The 16,179-nt window shown below is 64.4% G+C and carries 10 protein-coding genes; 7 read left to right on the top strand and 3 right to left on the bottom strand.

Going from position 1 to position 16,179, the window contains the following annotated elements:
• Nucleotides 1-39: 39 nt before the first annotated feature.
• The 5 genes from NKI73_RS30035 (at nt 40) to NKI73_RS30015 (ending at nt 7,171) form a co-directional block, all read left to right on the top strand.
• The gene (locus NKI73_RS30035; protein WP_352635245.1) at nt 40-252 is read left to right on the top strand and encodes a hypothetical protein; all 213 of its coding nucleotides are present in this window, start codon (nt 40-42) and stop codon (nt 250-252) included.
• Nucleotides 236-1,516, top strand: a complete 1,281-nt coding sequence (locus NKI73_RS30030) for an efflux RND transporter periplasmic adaptor subunit (RefSeq protein WP_502905637.1) — start codon at nt 236-238, stop codon at nt 1,514-1,516. Before NKI73_RS30035 ends, NKI73_RS30030 begins: the two co-directional genes overlap by 17 nt.
• Nucleotides 1,517-1,519: 3 nt before the next feature.
• Nucleotides 1,520-4,663, top strand: coding sequence for an efflux RND transporter permease subunit (locus NKI73_RS30025; protein ID WP_352635243.1), 3,144 nt, complete (start codon nt 1,520-1,522; stop codon nt 4,661-4,663).
• Between the two features lie 11 nt (nt 4,664-4,674).
• Entirely contained in the window at nt 4,675-6,159 is a 1,485-nt protein-coding gene (locus tag NKI73_RS30020) for an efflux transporter outer membrane subunit (protein ID WP_352635241.1), read from the top strand.
• Between the two features lie 130 nt (nt 6,160-6,289).
• A complete protein-coding gene (locus tag NKI73_RS30015; RefSeq protein ID WP_352635239.1) occupies nt 6,290-7,171 on the top strand; it encodes an EamA family transporter in 882 nt (293 codons plus the stop codon).
• Between the two features lie 48 nt (nt 7,172-7,219).
• Here the strand turns inward: NKI73_RS30015 and NKI73_RS30010 are convergent, their stop codons facing one another.
• Together NKI73_RS30010 and NKI73_RS30005 are read right to left on the bottom strand one after the other, a co-directional pair.
• The gene (locus NKI73_RS30010; RefSeq protein WP_352635237.1) at nt 7,220-11,218 is read right to left on the bottom strand and encodes an autotransporter domain-containing protein; all 3,999 of its coding nucleotides are present in this window, start codon (nt 11,216-11,218) and stop codon (nt 7,220-7,222) included.
• Nucleotides 11,219-11,436: 218 nt separating this feature from the next.
• Nucleotides 11,437-12,399: an AraC family transcriptional regulator gene (locus NKI73_RS30005; RefSeq protein ID WP_352635235.1), complete on the bottom strand. Its 963-nt coding sequence runs from the start codon at nt 12,397-12,399 to the stop codon at nt 11,437-11,439.
• 240 nt (nt 12,400-12,639) lie between these two features.
• On the opposite strand from NKI73_RS30005, the gene NKI73_RS30000 reads away from it, so the two are divergent.
• On the top strand, nt 12,640-13,782 hold the full coding sequence (locus tag NKI73_RS30000; protein WP_352635233.1) for a helix-turn-helix transcriptional regulator: 1,143 nt from the start codon (nt 12,640-12,642) through the stop codon (nt 13,780-13,782).
• A 126-nt stretch (nt 13,783-13,908) separates the two neighbouring features.
• Here NKI73_RS30000 and NKI73_RS29995 read toward each other — a convergent pair whose 3' ends face one another.
• Nucleotides 13,909-14,838 (bottom strand): LysR family transcriptional regulator, encoded by a 930-nt coding sequence (locus NKI73_RS29995; protein WP_352635231.1) that lies wholly within the window; start codon nt 14,836-14,838, stop codon nt 13,909-13,911.
• Nucleotides 14,839-14,935: 97 nt separating this feature from the next.
• On the opposite strand from NKI73_RS29995, the gene NKI73_RS29990 reads away from it, so the two are divergent.
• The gene (locus NKI73_RS29990; RefSeq protein WP_352635229.1) at nt 14,936-15,943 is read left to right on the top strand and encodes a zinc-dependent alcohol dehydrogenase family protein; all 1,008 of its coding nucleotides are present in this window, start codon (nt 14,936-14,938) and stop codon (nt 15,941-15,943) included.
• Nucleotides 15,944-16,179: the final 236 nt, after the last annotated feature.

Genomic DNA, 16,179 nt, shown 5'->3' with positions numbered 1-16,179 from the left:
GGTGGTTGGCATGTCGGCGCTGATCGGCATAATGACGCGATGGGCATCGCGGCCGGCTACTCGATCCTCGGGTACGCTCCGGCCGCCGAGAAGGAGCGCGACATGAGCCGCTTCGAAGCATCGCTCGACGTTGCCCGCAAGTGCGCGCGGCTCATCGTCATGACATCGGCCGGCATGCCCTCGACCGAGCGGCCCGACGCCAACGCGCACGCAACTCCAAGGAAAGATCCAGGCCATGACTTTCAAGCCTAGCCAGTTTCGTTTGGCCAATCCACGCCGTCTCGCGCCCTGGGCCGCCATGCTCGCCGCTACCGTTCTGCTGGCCGCCTGCTCGCAGGAGAACAGCGCTCCAGCCGGCATGGGCGCGGCCGGCAAACCGGAAGTCGGTTTCGTCACCTTGCATCCGCAATCGGTCGCGATCACAGCCGAATTGTCGGGGCGCACGGCGGCCTCGCTGGTTGCCGAGGTGCGCCCGCAAGTGAATGGCATCATCCAGCAGCGCCTGTTCAAGGAGGGCAGCGAGGTGGCGGCGGGGCAGCCGCTCTACCTGATCGATCCGGCAAGCTACAAGGCGGCCTATGACAGCTCGGTCGCGGCGCAGCAGAAGGCGGAAGCGGCGGTGCCTACGGCGCAGGCCAAGTTCGACCGTTATGCTGGCTTGTTGAAGCAGAACGTTGTTTCCAAACAGGATTATGACGATGCCGCCGCCACGCTGGCGCAGGCCCAGGCCGATGTCGCCTCGGCCAAGGCGAGTGCCGAGACGGCGCGCATCAGCCTCGACCGCACCTCGATCACCGCGCCGATCGCCGGCCGCATCGACAAATCCACGCTGACGCCTGGAGCGCTGGTCACCGCCAACCAGGACACGGTGCTGACCACCATTCGCGCGCTCGATCCGATCAATGTCGATGTCACGCAATCGAGCACCAATCTGCTCAATCTGCGCCAGGCGATCTCGGAAGGGCGGCTGAAGTTCAGCGGCCCCAATGTCAGCGTCAAGCTGAAGCTCGAGAACGGCACCATCTACGCGCAGACCGGCAAGCTGGAATTCGCCGGCGCCAATGTCGACCAGACCACCGGCACCTTCGCGCTGAGGGCCGAGTTCCCCAACCCCGACCGCCTGCTGCTGCCCGGCATGTATGTGCGCGCGCTGGTCGAGGAAGGCGTCGCCCAGAACAGTTTCCTGGTGCCGCAGCGCGCGGTCAGCCGCAACACCAAGGGCGAGGCGACGGCCATGGTCATCAATGCCGCGGGGAAGGTCGAGACGCGGGTGCTCGCAGTGCGCAACAGCGTCGGCAACAACTGGCTGGTGGATTCGGGTGTCGGCGACGGCGATCGTGTCATCGTCGAGGGCATGCAGCTGGTGCGCCCCGGCGGCGATGCGACGGGCGTCGAAGTGACGATCGACGAGACAACCGGCGAGGTCAAGGATCGCGGACAGACGTCAGCCATACCCGGCTCTTCCCAGACGGATAGCGGCAAGCAACCGGCGCCTGCCGCCGCGACCGGGAACTGAGCGATGTCCGTATTCTTCATCAATCGGCCGATCTTTGCCTGGGTGATCGCCATCGTGATCATGCTGGGCGGCCTCTTGGCGCTCACCTCGCTGCCGATCTCGCAATATCCGCAGATCGCGCCGACCACGGTCAACATCAGCGCCACCTATCCGGGCGCTGATGCGCAGACGGTGGAAAACTCGGTGACGAAGGTCATCGAGCAAGGCATGACCGGCATCGATAATCTCGACTACATGACAGCGACGTCGACCTCGACCGGTTCGGCCTCGATCACGCTGACCTTCACCACCGCAGCCGATCCCGACACCGCCCAGGTGCAGACGCAGAACAAGCTGCAGCTGGTGCAGTCGCAGCTGCCGCAGGTGGTGCAGAGCAATGGCATCACCGTTTCCAAATCCTCGACCGGCTTCCTGATGGTCATCGGCTTCGTCTCGACCGACGGCAAGATGAATTCGACCGACCTCGCCGACTATGTCGATGCCACCGTCAACGACACGCTGAAGCGCGTCGAGGGTGTAGGCTCGACGCAGCTGTTCGGTTCCGGCTATGCCATGCGCATCTGGCTCGACCCCGACCAGCTCGCCAAATATGCCTTGATGCCGAGCGACGTTGCTACCGCGATCGAAGCGCAGAACACGCAGGTTTCGGCCGGCCAGCTCGGCGGCCTGCCGGCGCGCAAGGGCCAGCAGCTCAATGCCACCGTGACGGCCAAGAGCCGGCTGCAGACTGCCGAGCAGTTCCGCAACATCATCCTGAAGAGCCAGACGGACGGCTCGCTGGTCCGATTGAATGACGTCGCCACCGTCGAACTCGGCGCCGAAAGCTATACGACGCAAGCCAACTACAATGGCAAGCCGGCGGCCGGCGTCGCCGTCAACCTGGCGACCGGCGCCAACGCCATCAACACCGCCGAGGCGGTGCGCACGACGATCGCCCGGCTGAGCTCGACCTTCCCGCAAGGGGTCGAGGTCGTCTATCCCTACGACACCTCGCCGTTCGTGCGGCTGTCGATCGAGGAGGTGGTCAAGACGCTGGCCGAGGCGATCGTGCTGGTGTTCCTGGTGATGTTCATCTTCCTGCAGAATTTGCGCGCCACCATCATCCCGACGATCGCCGTGCCGGTGGTGCTGCTCGGCACGTTCGGCGTGCTGTCGCTGTTCGGCTATTCCGTCAACACGCTGACGATGTTCGCTATGGTGCTCGCCATCGGCCTTTTGGTCGACGACGCCATCGTCGTTGTCGAGAATGTCGAACGCGTGATGCAGGAAGAAGGCCTGTCGCCGAAGGAGGCGACGCGCAAGTCGATGAAAGAAATCACGGGCGCTCTGATCGGCATCGCCACCGTGCTTTCGGCGGTGTTCGTGCCGATGGCTTTCTTCGGCGGTTCGACCGGCATCATCTACCGGCAATTCTCGGTGACTATCGTGTCGGCGATGGTGCTGTCCGTGCTGGTCGCTCTGGTTCTGACGCCCGCATTGTGCGCCACCATCCTGCGACCACCCAAGGACCATGCGACGCAGACGGGTCCGTTCGGCTGGTTCAACCGCGTCTTCGATCGCGGCACAACAGCCTATCGCAACGGCTCGCACGGCATCATCAACCGGTCCTGGCGCTTTCTCGTCGTGTTCCTGGCCATCGTTGTCGCCGTGGGTTGGATGTTTGCACGGCTGCCGAGTTCGTTCCTGCCGGAAGAGGACCAGGGCATCCTGATCACCAGTGTGCAGCTGCCGGTCGGCGCGACGCAGGACCGCACCGAGCGCGTGCTGGCTGAAGTGACCGACCATTACCTCAAAGAGGAGAAGGATGCCGTCGATGGGGTATTCACCGCTTCCGGCTTCGGCTTCGGCGGCGCCGGGCAGAACGTCGGCATCGCCTTTGTGCGGCTGAAGGATTTCGACCTGCGGAAATCGCCTGCCATGGCCGCACAGGCGATCGCAGGCCGCGCCATGGGTGCGTTCTCCAAGATCAGGGATGCGCAGGTCTTCGCGCTTGCCCCGCCCGCTATCCAGGGGTTCGGCAACACCAACGGCTTCGATTTCTATCTGCAGGACGTCAATGGCGCCGGCCATGACGCGCTGATCCAGACGCGCAACCAGTTGCTGGCCCTGGCCGGGCAGAGCAAGGTGCTCGCCAACACAAGGCCCAACGGCCAGGAGGACCAGCCGCAATTCTCGGTCGACATCGATCAGGAAAAAGCCAGCGCGCTGGGCGTCAGCCTTGCCGACATCAACAACACGCTGTCGACCGCATGGGGCAGCGACTACGTCAACGATTTCATCGACCGCGGCCGGGTGAAGCCTGTCTACCTGCAATCGGATCCGAATTTCCGCATGCAACCGGAAGACCTGGGGAAATGGCAGGTCCGCAATGCCAACGGCGCCATGGTGCCGTTCTCGGCCTTCGCCTCCAGCCACTGGACATTCGGCTCGCCCAGGCTCGAACGCTACAATGGTTCGGCGGCGGTCGAGATCCAGGGCGCGGCGGCCACAGGCGTCAGCTCGGGTGCCGCCATGGACGAGATCGACAAGCTTGTCGCGCAGCTGCCCGCCGGATACTCCCACGAATGGACCGGGCTGTCGCATCAGGAGAAGCTGTCCGGCAACCAGGCGCTGTCGCTCTATGCGATCTCGGCGCTGGTCGTCTTCCTGTGCCTGGCAGCACTTTATGAGAGCTGGTCGATCCCGTTCGCGGTCATGCTCTCGGTGCCGATCGGCATCTTCGGCGCGCTGCTGGCGGCGAGCCTGTTCGGCCAGTCCAACGACGTCTATTTCAAGGTCGGCCTGCTGACCACGATCGGTCTCGCCGCCAAGAACGCCATCCTCATCGTCGAGTTCGCCATCGAGCGGCAGACAGCCGGGATGGGGCTCATCGAGGCGACGCTGGAGGCGGCGCGACAGCGGCTGCGGCCGATCCTGATGACGTCGCTGGCCTTCATCCTCGGCGTGCTGCCGCTGGCGATCGCCAGCGGCGCGGGCTCCGGCGCGCAGAACTCAGTCGGCATCGGCGTCATGGGTGGCATGATCGCGGCGACCGTGATCGGCGTGTTCCTGGTGCCGCTGCTGTTCGTCACGGTGCGCCGCATCTTCAAGGGCAAGGTGGCAAAACAAGATACGGGCGAGACGCCGGTGACGGCCAACCAGCAATAAGGAAACTTCACATGACAGGTTTGGAACGTGGCTCGGTGGCCGCGGGGCGGCTCCTTGCGCCTATGCTCACCGCTGTCCTGCTCGCGGGATGCGTCGTCGGTCCGGATTATCAAACGCCCATCCTGGCGATGCCGGCATATTGGAGCGGCCAGAAGCCGACAAAGCCGGCCCAGCCGGCGCAATTGTCGAGATGGTGGCAGCGGCTGCGCGATCCCGCGCTGAACACGCTTGTCGACGAAGCGGTTGCCGGCAACCTCGATGTCGCCACCGCCAGGGCCAAGATCCGCGAGGCCCGCGCCAGTTATCGCCAGAGCACCGGCACATTGCTGCCATCGATCGACGGCTCCGGCTCCGCGACCCGCAACAAGTCCGCTGAAACCACATCGGGCTCGAATGCCACCTACAACGAATACCAGGCCGGCTTCGACGCCAGCTGGGAGCTCGACCTGTTCGGCGCCAACCGCAGGGGCGTCGAGGCCGCGCGCTACGGGCTGGACGCCTCGCAGGAGGAGTTGCGCTCAACGCTTCTGACCCTGGTCGGCGACGTCGCATCCACTTATGCCCAGGCGCGCGGCTATCAGGCGCGCATCGCGCTCGCCAGGCGCTCGGCGGTATCGCAGCGGCAGACGGCCGAACTCACCCGCACCATGGCGCTGGCGGGCACGGCAACCGCCGCCGACGTCGCCAAGGCGATGGGGCAAGCGAGCAGCACCGAAGCCGCGGTCCCGACACTGGAAGCAAGCTATGCCGAGGCCGTGCATCGTCTCTCGGTGCTGACCGGCCGCCCGCCGGCTGCACTCAGCGAGCGGCTGAAGGGCGGCGCGCCGATCCCGACGCCGCGCCTGCCGATCCCGACCGGCATTCCCGCCGATATCCTGCTGTCGCGTCCCGACGTGCGCATGGCGGAACGGCAATACGCGCAATACACCGCCAAGATCGGCCAGGCCGAGGCGGCCCGCTATCCCTCGGTCAGCCTGACCGGAGACATCAGCACGGCGGCGCTGAAGCTCGGCGACCTCGGCAAGAATTCGTCGATCGGCTGGTCGTTCGGGCCGACGCTCAGCGTGCCAGTGTTCAATGCCGGCCAGCTCAAGGCGGCTGTCGAGATCGCCAAGGCGCAACGCGATCAATATTTCATCGCCTACCGGTCTTCGGTCCTGACGGCGCTGGAGGATGTGGAGAACGCGCTCGTGCTGTTGTCACAGGAGCGCATCAGGATCGGCAAACTGGCCTCTTCGGCGAAATCCTATGGCGATGCGGCACAGCTCGAAGGCATGCTCTACAAGGCCGGCGAGACCAGCCTTCTCGACGTGCTCGACGCCCAGCGTTCGCTCTACTCGGCCGAGGATTCGCTGCTGCAGAGCCGCGTCCTGCTGGCGACCAACTACATTGCCCTCAACAAGGCGCTTGGCGGCGGTTGGGACGGTGCGGTCGACAGCGCGAAGCCGGAAATCGTCGACGCCAAGACCGGTCCACGGCTGGCGGCGGCGCAGTAACCGGCTCCCGGTTTCCTGGCCGTGTCCTAGCAGTCAGTCGGCTGCTGTCTCATGACAGGCGGGCCGGTTCGGCCTATCCCGATGCCGCCGACGCGGCTTGCGCCGAGCGGCAGGGAAGGGTGAAATTGAAATGACATCGACGCCGGTAGCCCGTCGCGAAGCCGCGCCCTTGCCCGTAGCGGCGCTGATGGGGGCCATGGTGTCGATCCAGATCGGCGCTACCTTCGCCAAGGGACTGTTCCCGCTGATCGGCGCGCAAGGCACGACGACGCTGCGGCTCGTCGTCGGCGCGCTGATGCTGATCGCGGTGCTGCGGCCCTGGCAGATGCGGCCGTCGCGCGCCACCTTGCCGTGGCTGGTCGCCTATGGGGTGACGCTGTGCGCACTCAACCTCCTGTTCTACGCCGCACTTGCCACCATTCCACTCGGCATCGCGGTGGCACTGGAGTTTTCCGGGCCGCTTCTGGTGGCGACGCTGGCCTCGCGGCGCGCCACCGACTTTGCCTGGATCGCGCTGGCGGTGGCCGGCATCGTGCTGTTATCGCCCTTCGTTCATTCACTCGCGCCGCTCGACCCGACCGGAGTGATGCTGGCGCTGGCGGCCGGCGGCTTCTGGGCGCTCTATATCGTGCTGGCCCAGAAAGCCGGCGCGGAACTGGGCTCGCGCACCACCGCCTATGGCATGGCCATCGCCGCCGTGCTGGTGCTGCCCTTCGGCGTGGCGCAAGCGGGAACCGCGCTGCTGGCGCCGGCGATCCTGGTCGGTGCCTTGCTCGTTGGCCTGTTTTCGAGCGCGCTGCCGTTCTGGCTGGAGATGGTGGCGCTGACCCGGATGCCGGCCCGCATCTACGGCACGCTGACCTGCCTGGAGCCGGGACTGGGCGCGCTGGCCGGCTTCCTGTTCCTGCACGAGAGCCTGACCACCACGCAATGCGCCGGGATCGCAGCCGTCATTGCCGCGGCTTTCGGTGCCGCGGTCACGTCGAAGCCACCAGTGCCGTCGCCGGAGTAGGGGCGGGCGGGTTCATGGACCGCGCGGCTATGTCATTTCCGCCTGTCGTCAGAACTTGATACCGAGATCGACCTTGGCGCCCTGGTCGACACCGCCGCCGCCGAACTGGCCGGAGTAGGACAGTCCGAGCGTCGCATTGGCCGACATGTTGAGGTCGAGACCGGCCTCGATGACCGCTGCATCCCTGGCGATCGGCACGCCGGCAATGGTGAAGGCGTCGCCGCCGGCGAAGGCGAGCGTCGACAGCGGCGTTGTGTCACCAAAGGCGTGGCGCCAGCCGAGCATGCCGCGCGCGGTGGCGTTCATGCCGCCAAGCGCAAAATCGGTCGAGCCGCGCAGGCCTAGCGTGGTGAAGGTGGCATCGGTGGTTGAACCGGCACTGGTCAGCGCGGCATCGCCACCTGTCTCGGTGAAGCCGTCGGTGTGTACGCTGACATAGGCGAGATTGGCGAAGGGTTCGAGCTTGAAGCGCCCGGCATCGGCCTTGTAGGCGAGTTCGCCGAACATCTGCGCGGTGCCGGCATCGTAGTCGGCCGACAGCGCGTCGGCAAAACCGTCGAAGGCGACCGAGCGTTTCGTCGAAAAACTGCTCCAGCTGTAGGTGGCGCCGGTGCGGAAGGCGATGGCGCCCCAATTGGTGCCACCATAGAGACCGAGATGATAGTTGTCGCTCTTGCCCGATGAATTGCGAGCATCGGTATCGAAAGACGAATGGCTGTAGCCGCCGAGCAGACCGATACGCCAGCCGCCCGCCAGCGTGTCGGCGCCGGCCAGCAGGCCGCCGGTCGAGCGGTCGAAGGCGGCGGCGTTGCCGTCGCTATCGGTATTGCCCCATGAGCCGAAGGCCTGGCCCCAGACGGCGAAACGGTCGGTGTCGGCGGCGACCATTTCCGGGCCGCCCTCGCCATAGGCCATGACGGGCAGGGCAGCAGTGCTGCCGGCATCGCCGAAGGCGGCGCTAATGCGGTTGGTGGCGGCGTCGCGGACGAAGCGGCTGTCTTCCAGCAACGTGCCCTTGGCCGAGGCATGGATCTCGCCGGAGAGCTGGTCGAAGGCGTCTTGAGCGGCGGCTTCGCTCGGCAAAGCAAAGATAGCATCAAACAGCGGATTGGCATTGCCAAGGCTTTCGGCGCCGGTGCCGGTGGCGATCTGGTTGGGCGTCAGGCCGACCTGTGCGAAGGACTTTGCCTGCACCGCGTCGAGATAGACATGCGTCGGATCGTAACTGGCAGAGAGTCCGGTGAACGGGCCTAGCCCGCTGATCGTATAGGTGCCGGTAACGCCCATGTCGGCCTGCAGCACCGTGTAATGTGTGCCCGCCACGTAAGGTGCGGCGTCCGTCTTGATCACGTCAAGGACCGCGCCGGCGGCGATCGTCGCCGTGCCCGTCGCGTGGATGAGATCGGACTGGCCGGTCGAGTTCAGTTCGACCTGGTAGATTGAGCCCGCCGCCTGGTCGAGATTGCCCGCGACATTGAGCGTGCCGATCGAATTGCCCGGCGCGATGATGCCGCCCGACTGCGCCACGATGCCGCCCACCGTGCCGTTGCCGCCCAGCGTGCCACCCGTGATCGTCACCAGCGAGTTGGCCAGCGAACCGTTCACCGCCAGCCGTCCGCCACTCACATTGGTGGTGCCGGTGAAGCCGCCCGAATCGGCGGTCAGGTTGGTGTTGCCGGCGATCTGGTTGATCGTCCCCAGGCCGCTGATGGTGGCGCCGAAGGCGTAGTTTGCCTCGGTATGATTGAAATTGAGCGCGCCGGTGCCGGCGCCGAACTGCAACGCGGCCGGATCGAAGATGCCGGCGCCCGTCGCCGCGGAGCCTGCCGCGCCGCCGATGTTGAGATTGCCGGTCGAGCCGGCCTGACTGGCGATCATGGTAAGGCCGTCCACCACAACTTTGCCGCCGTTCGAGAGCGTCACCGAAGCCGTACCGCCAAAACCGATCAGCAGGTCGCCATGCATCTCCCACAGCGAATCCGTGCCGTTGATCGTTGCCTGGGCCGTGGCATCGGCACCCATCGCCATGTAGGCGAAGCCGCCGGAGGCTACGCCGCTATTGGTGACGGCAAGAGTGCCGCTTCCTTGATCGCCAAGGTACAGGCCGTTCTTGTTGGTCCATTTCGAACCCACCCCGTCGACGGCAACTGCACCAGCGGCTGTCGTCGCCCCGCCGACAACGACGGCATCGGCATCTGCTGAACCGCCGTTGGTGATGGAAAGTGTCGCGTGACCGCCAGCGCCCACGGCAAGAACGTCATCGGTGCTCCAGGAGGATCCCGGCCCGTCCACCGTCGCGGTCGCCGTTGCGGTATCGACTTCGCCGAGGCTCGCGGCTTGGTTGGTGAGCTTGCCGCCGTTCACGATGTGCAGTGCACCGGTGCCCTGGTAGCCGACGAACAGGTCGTCACTGCTGACCGCGCCGCCGTTCGAGATCGTCAGCGTGCCCGTGCTGAGACCGCCGACGTAGAGATTCCCGCTGTTTGTCCACTTCGATCCCGCACCGTCGACCGCCACCATGCCGGTCGAGCCCGCAGAGTTGCCGACATAGCCCCAGGCATTGCTGACCGCGCCGCCGTTGGTGATCGACAGAGTGCCGGTGCCGAAGTCGCCGATAGCCAGGTTGGAACTGTTGGTCCAGGTCGAGCCGGCACCGTCGACGAAGACCATGCCGGTCGAGCCCGCCTTCGCACCAACAGTTGCCCAACTGTTGCTGACAGCGCCGCCTTGGGTGATCTGCAGAGCGCCCTTGCCGAAATCGCCGACGATCAGCGATCCGCTGTTTGTCCAAGTCGAGTCGGCGACGATCACGATGCCGGTCGAGCCCGCGGACTTGCCGACATAGGCCCTGTCATTGCTGACAGCGCCACCGTCGCTGATCGCCAGAGTGCCGGTGCCGAAATCGCCGACAGCCAGGTTGGAACTGTTGGTCCAGGTCGAGCCGGCATTTTCGATGAACACGGTGCCGGTCGAGCCGGCATTCGCGCCAATAGCCCCCCCGCTGGAGCTGACGCCGCCGCCGTGGCTGATCGCCAGAGTGCCGGTGCCGAAATCGCCGACACTCAGCGATCCGCTGTTTGTCCAGGTCGAGTTGTCGACGAACACCTTGCCGATCGAACCCGCCAAGGCGCCAACATAACCCGAAGCATTGCTGACCTTTCCGCTGCTCGAGATCATCAACGTGCCTGTCCCGTCGAGGCCGACGGACAAATTCCCGCTGTTGGTCCAGGTCGAACCTGCGCCGCCGACAAACACCATGCCGGTCGAGCCCGCCGATTTGCCAACATAGGCCGCGTCGTTGCTGACTGCGCCGCCGTTGATGATCGCCAGCTCGCCGTCGCCATCATGGCCGACATAGAGCGCTCCATTGTTTGTCCAGGTCGCATCATCGATCGTCACCGAGCCGGTCGAACCTGAATATAGGCCAAGATAGGCGCTGTCGCTGATGACCTTGCCGCCGTTGGAAACCGTTACCGCGCCAACGCCGGAACTGCCGACCGTGAGCCTATCAGTGTTAAGCCACGTCGAGCCGGCGCCATCGATATTTACGACGCCTTGAGCGTTGCTGCCGCCGGCAACAATACCCACAACATCCGTCACGACACCGCCATTGAGGATATCGAGCGTAGCCAGCCCGAAACTACCAACCACCAGACTGCTGCTGCTGGTCCACGAGGAACCCGCATTCACGGTGACGTCAGAAGTCGAGTTATCCCCCCAGGATAAGAATGCTCGGCCGCTCGTCAACGTACCGTTCGAAATGACAAGGCTGCCGCCCGAAAGGTAAATATCGTCCGCAAAAGCGCTGCCAGCGTTGATAGCAGTCGGATTCGGTGTCGTTTTGCTGATATATACAATATCGGCCGCCGTCGGCACCGACCCAGCGCTCCAGTTTCCGGCGGTAAACCAATCCGTGGAGGTGGTGCCGTTCCAGATATCGGCGGCGGTGGCGGTGATCGGCTGGCCAAGACCGACCAGCGCCGTCGACGTCAGCGCCAGATACTTCAACGCCTTCGCCTTGCGGCATCCAAATATATTCTGCAGCATTCAATCCCCTGACATGGCAGTCATTTCACCCTGGGGCCGACATGTCACCGGAGCCCGGTTGTTGTCTTGGGCAGGACCGCACCGGAATTGGACTGGAGCGCGGTGCCCTAATTTTTTCGTCTACTGTGGCAGTTTGGCGCCATCGATCGCCGCTGGATCACGGCTTTCGAAAAGGGGGAATCGGAAATCGTTTGTCCGAGTTCCGGCCATCTCTCGATCTACCTCGCGCTCGTTGGCGTGTAGCCGAAGCGGCGGCGAAAGCAGCGGTTGAAATACGACACATCGCTGAAGCCACTCATCATGGCGATTTCGCTGACGCGCATCTCGCCATTCTGTCTCTGCGAAAGCATTTTGTGGGCCGTCTGCAGGCGCAGTTCGAGAACGCGCTCGGAGAAGCTGATACCCGACTCCTGCAAAAGATCGTGGACATAGCGCGCCGACAGGCCGAGTTCTTGCGCTACGCCTTGCGCCGAGATGCCGGGGCTGGCGAAATTGTCCGCGATCTTCGCCAGGACCGCTTGCAGCCTGGCCGCGCGCAATCCGCGCAAGCCGGCCAGTTCGGCAACCTCACCCTTGGCGCCTGTCACCAGGCCGATCAGATCGACGATCGTTTCCGTCGCGTGCGCTATCAGATCGGGCGAGACGAGAGGGCGGCCGGTTTCAAGAAGTTGGCAATACCGCTTGAGAAGATCGAGAGCTTCGTTCTCGGCGCTGATCTTCATCGCCAGCCTGTCATCGATCTGCGGGAAGGCCTGTGTCAGGACAGCGCGCGGGACCACCACGTTTGTCCACACATTGCTGTCGGCGCCGGCCATTTTCAGCGCCTCCGATGCCGTGACCAGCACCGCTTCTCCCTGCCCGACACCATAGTCGCGGCCGGCCTGGGCGCCGGTCAACAGCGAGTCGGATTTGTTGATCAGCAGGAGATAACCGTCGTTGCCGTCATCGGCGATATTGCTGGCCTTCCTCGTTGCATGCTTGATCGTTCCGGACATCTGGCCAAGAACCAGTGATCCGACAGCCGTGGCTTCGATCGCGGCTTCGAAAGGGAGCTTTTCCGATATGCCGTATTCGACCGACCAAATCTGCGCGACATGGATGTCTTGCCAGAGGGAAAATCGATCGCGATCATTGAGATGCGATGGCAGTTGAGCCGATGAAAACACCGTCTTTCGTGACAATGGAACACCCCGATAACCCGCAACTTCGAAGAATATCGAACGAAATGTTTTCTAATCCAGGACGGTTAAGCATTTGGCGTTCAACCGATCGTATTAGACCCATAACTGAGTATAACCACGCGTGGCATCACCCGAAAGTATGACGCGGCAAGATCCTTCGGGGTGAGACCGGCCTCTTGCAACGAGACAACGAACCGCTGCCCGTCATCCAAGGAGGTGGGCACGCCAGGAATAGGAGGCATGGTGGAGAGGCTAAGCGGCGAAGTTCTTTCTTCGATCATCGGCGATATCTATGATTGCGTTTTGAATCCGGACGGCTGGGCCGGGGTAATGACCCGGATCACGGAGGCCGTCGACGCGGCCTATACCACCGTCGCGCTTGCCAGCACTGCCGGAAATCATGGCCGCTTCGCGGCCCAATCGCCCTGGGATCCCGTGCAGATGCGCGTGCTTCAGGAGGATTATGACTTCGACGCAATTCCCGGGCTGAAGGCCGCGGTTGTCGGCGACATCGATACGCCCGTTGCGACGCTGTCGCATATGAGCGAAGCCGACCTCCAGCAGACGCCATTTTTCCAGAATTGGGCCAAGCCGCAGGGATTGCGCGAAGCCTGCATCACCAAATTCGTCCATACGCCGGACCGTATCGGGCTCATGGGCTGCACGACGCGGGCCGACAGAGGAATCATATCAGCTGAAGAACAGCGCTTCCTGGCATTGCTCTCGCCGCACCTGCGCCGTGCGTCCTTGATTGGAGATCTGCTCGATCAGGCCCGCGTGACCGCCAACCTTTATCGCCAGGTGCTCGATCATCTCGCCGTGCCTGTCGTTCTTACCGGCGCCAACGGGGCAATCCTGCATGCCAATGGGGCGGCCGAACGGATGTTTTCGCTGCAAGGTCCCATTTTTTCCAGGAACGGCCTGCTCCAGGTGCAGAATTCGGCGGTGGCCCGCGCCCTGCTGGATGCAATCGCCAGTGCCGCGAGCGCGGATGCCTCGCTTGGCTCCCGCGGTATAGGCCTGCCTATTTCGGCCCCGGGTCAGCCGCCCGCCGTCGCCTATATATTGCCGCTGACCGAAGGAACCGCTCGCGCGGCTTTTCGGCCCGCATGTGCCGCCGTCTTCGTTTCGACCACGACGTCTTCTTCTCCACTCCCGGAAGCCGTTCTCGCCACTCTTTTCGATCTTACGCCCGCGGAGGCGCGGGTCCTGCTGCGCATCGGCAGCGGATTGTCCGCGTCGAAGAGCGCGCTGGCGCTCGGTATCGGCGAAAACACCTTGAAGACCCACCTCAACCGTATCTTCGCCAAAACCGGCACGAGACGCCAAGCCGATCTCGTCAAACTCGTTTCGGATATAGGCACGCCGCTGGCAGCTCAGTGAAGAGCGCTGATATCGGCGAGTCTCCGGACTTTGCCCTTCACATGTATTCTGAAGGTGCGGCAAGGATATTGTGCCTGCACGGGACAGTGCGCTTCTCTGCCTGCCGGCCAATCACTTTGGCAGCCCTCAGCCCCGCCACGGCGGCTCCGGCGCGAAGCGCTTGCCGATCCAGTCGGCGAAGGCGCGGGTCTTGGCGGCTTGTCCCTTGGTTGAGGGCGTGACGACATAAATCGCGCCTTCGTCGGCCAGCGTCCAGTCCTCCAGGATTGGCACCAGCCGTCCGTCGGCGAGTTCGCGGCCGACCAACCAGTCGGTGCTCATCATCAGGCCGACGCCTTGCACGGCGGCCTCGACCAGCACCTCGGCATCATCGGTGACCAACGGCCCGGATACTTCGACGCGAATGCTTCGGCCCTCGCCGTCGGTCATCTCCCAGGCGGGAAAGGTCTGGAAACCGCTGAAGCCCAGGCAGGAATGTTCAAGCAGCGCCTGCGGTGTCTCCGGTCTGCCCCTTCGGGCGAGATAGGAAGGAGCGGCGCAGAGCAGTCGCCGCCGCGTCGCCACCTTGCGCGCCACCAGACGCGAATCCTCCAGCGCGCCGAGCCGCACGGCGACGTCGAAATTCTCGGCGACCAGATCGGCGAAACGGTTGGAGAATTCGGCTTCGATGCGGACATCGGGAAATTCGGCAAGGAATTGAGGCAGCAGCGGCCCGATCCACATGCGCCCGAACGTGCCGGGCAGCGCCAGCCTGAGCAGACCGCGCGGGCCGCCGCCGGCATGCGCCGACGCGGCAGCCTCGGCCTCGTCCACGGAGGCGAGGATGGCGCGCACCCGCACCAAGAATTCGGCGCCCGCTTCGGTCAGCGACACGCTGCGCGTCGTGCGATGGAGCAGCCTGACGCCCAGCCGCTCCTCCAGCGATTGCAGGCGCCGCGACAAGATGGTCGCGTCGCGCCCGACACGCGCCGCCGCCCTGGTGAAGGAACGCGCCTCGGCAATGGCCGCGAAGGCCGCCATTTCGGCAAGGGTCATCGGCTCGTGAGATTGCTGCATAAATCACAGTACTGAAATGTAAAAAGCAAGGATTATCCAGACATATCGCACCAGATAGCTTCACTCAACCCATCAATCGTCCCACCGGAGTGAAACCATGAAAGCCATCGAACTGAGCCAACCCAGGCTGGACGCCTTCCGCGCCGCCACCATTGCCACCCCCGAACCGCAGCGCGGCGAGGTGCTGATCCGCCAGCGTGCGGCGAGCCTCAACTTTGTCGATGTCGCGGTGGCGAGCGGCAATTATCCCGGACCGAGCTTTCCGCTCGTCCCTGTCGCCGACGGCGCCGGCGAGATCGCCGCGCTGGGCGAGGGGGTTACGGGATTCGCCGTCGGCGATCGCGTCGTCGTCCATGCCAAGCCGCGCTGGATCGGTGGCCGGCCGCGGCCTTACGAGATGACGCAGATGCGCGGCGTTTCGCTGCCGGGGTCGCTGGCCGAATATGTCGCGCTGCCGGCCAATTCGGTCGTGCCGATGCCGGCACATCTCTCCTTCGAGGCGGCGTCGACGCTGCCGATCGCCGGCACCACCGCCTGGAACGCCATCCGTGCCGCCGATGTCGGGCCGGGCTCGGTCGTCGTGCTGCTCGGCACCGGCGGCGTCTCGATTTTCACCTTGCAGCTTGCGAAAGCCGCCGGCGCCACCGTCGTCATCACCTCGTCGTCGGACGAGAAGCTGGAGCGGGCGAAGGCATTGGGCGCCGATCATCTCATCAACTATCGCGCCACGCCCGACTGGGACGGCAAGGTGCTGGAACTGACCGGCGGCCTCGGCGCCGACCTTGTCGTCGAAACCGGCGGCACCGCCACCTTCGCCCGCGCCGTCAACGCCACCGCGCCTGGCGGCACGCTGTTCACCATCGGCTTCGTCACCGGCGCCGAGGCCACCATCAACCTGCTGCCGATCATCATCAAGGCATTGAAGGTGGTCGGCAACAACACCGGATCGGTGTCCGACCTTCGCGACGCCGCCCGCGCCATCGGTGCAGCCAGGATCGAGCCGGTCGTCGACAAGGTGTTTTCGCAGAACGAAGCGGTCGAAGCCTACACACACATGGCCGCCGGCGGCCTGCACTTCGGCAAGCTGGTGTTCGGGTTGGAGTAGTAGGGAAGCGGATAATCTCCCCCCTCGAGGGGGAGATGTCGCCGAAGGCGACAGAGGGGGTCGTCTCGCGTGAAGCGCCAACCTGATCTGCTGCATTGGGCCGAGCCCAGTCGAACCGACCCTCTCTGGCCTGCCGGCCATCTCCCCCTCAAGGGCAGGGGAATCGCAGATAAGTTGATTTGCTCTTGCCAAGTAGGAAAAGAGGGATTCTTGAGAGGCTTTCTCGTTACAGAGGA

The organism is Mesorhizobium sp. M0496 (genome assembly GCF_040321205.1).
Classification (GTDB): domain Bacteria; phylum Pseudomonadota; class Alphaproteobacteria; order Rhizobiales; family Rhizobiaceae; genus Mesorhizobium.
This window is presented reverse-complemented; position numbering and strand designations above follow the sequence as displayed.

Coding starts and splice junctions, on each gene's coding strand:
- NKI73_RS30015 (WP_352635239.1), top strand. CDS start 6,290: ATGACATCGACGCCGGTAGCCCGTCGCGAAGCCGCGCCCTTGCCCGTA.
- NKI73_RS30025 (WP_352635243.1), top strand. CDS start 1,520: ATGTCCGTATTCTTCATCAATCGGCCGATCTTTGCCTGGGTGATCGCC.
- NKI73_RS30035 (WP_352635245.1), top strand. CDS start 40: ATGGGCATCGCGGCCGGCTACTCGATCCTCGGGTACGCTCCGGCCGCC.
- NKI73_RS29990 (WP_352635229.1), top strand. CDS start 14,936: ATGAAAGCCATCGAACTGAGCCAACCCAGGCTGGACGCCTTCCGCGCC.
- NKI73_RS29995 (WP_352635231.1), bottom strand. CDS start 14,838: ATGCAGCAATCTCACGAGCCGATGACCCTTGCCGAAATGGCGGCCTTC.
- NKI73_RS30030 (WP_502905637.1), top strand. CDS start 236: ATGACTTTCAAGCCTAGCCAGTTTCGTTTGGCCAATCCACGCCGTCTC.
- NKI73_RS30020 (WP_352635241.1), top strand. CDS start 4,675: ATGACAGGTTTGGAACGTGGCTCGGTGGCCGCGGGGCGGCTCCTTGCG.
- NKI73_RS30000 (WP_352635233.1), top strand. CDS start 12,640: ATGGTGGAGAGGCTAAGCGGCGAAGTTCTTTCTTCGATCATCGGCGAT.
- NKI73_RS30010 (WP_352635237.1), bottom strand. CDS start 11,218: ATGCTGCAGAATATATTTGGATGCCGCAAGGCGAAGGCGTTGAAGTAT.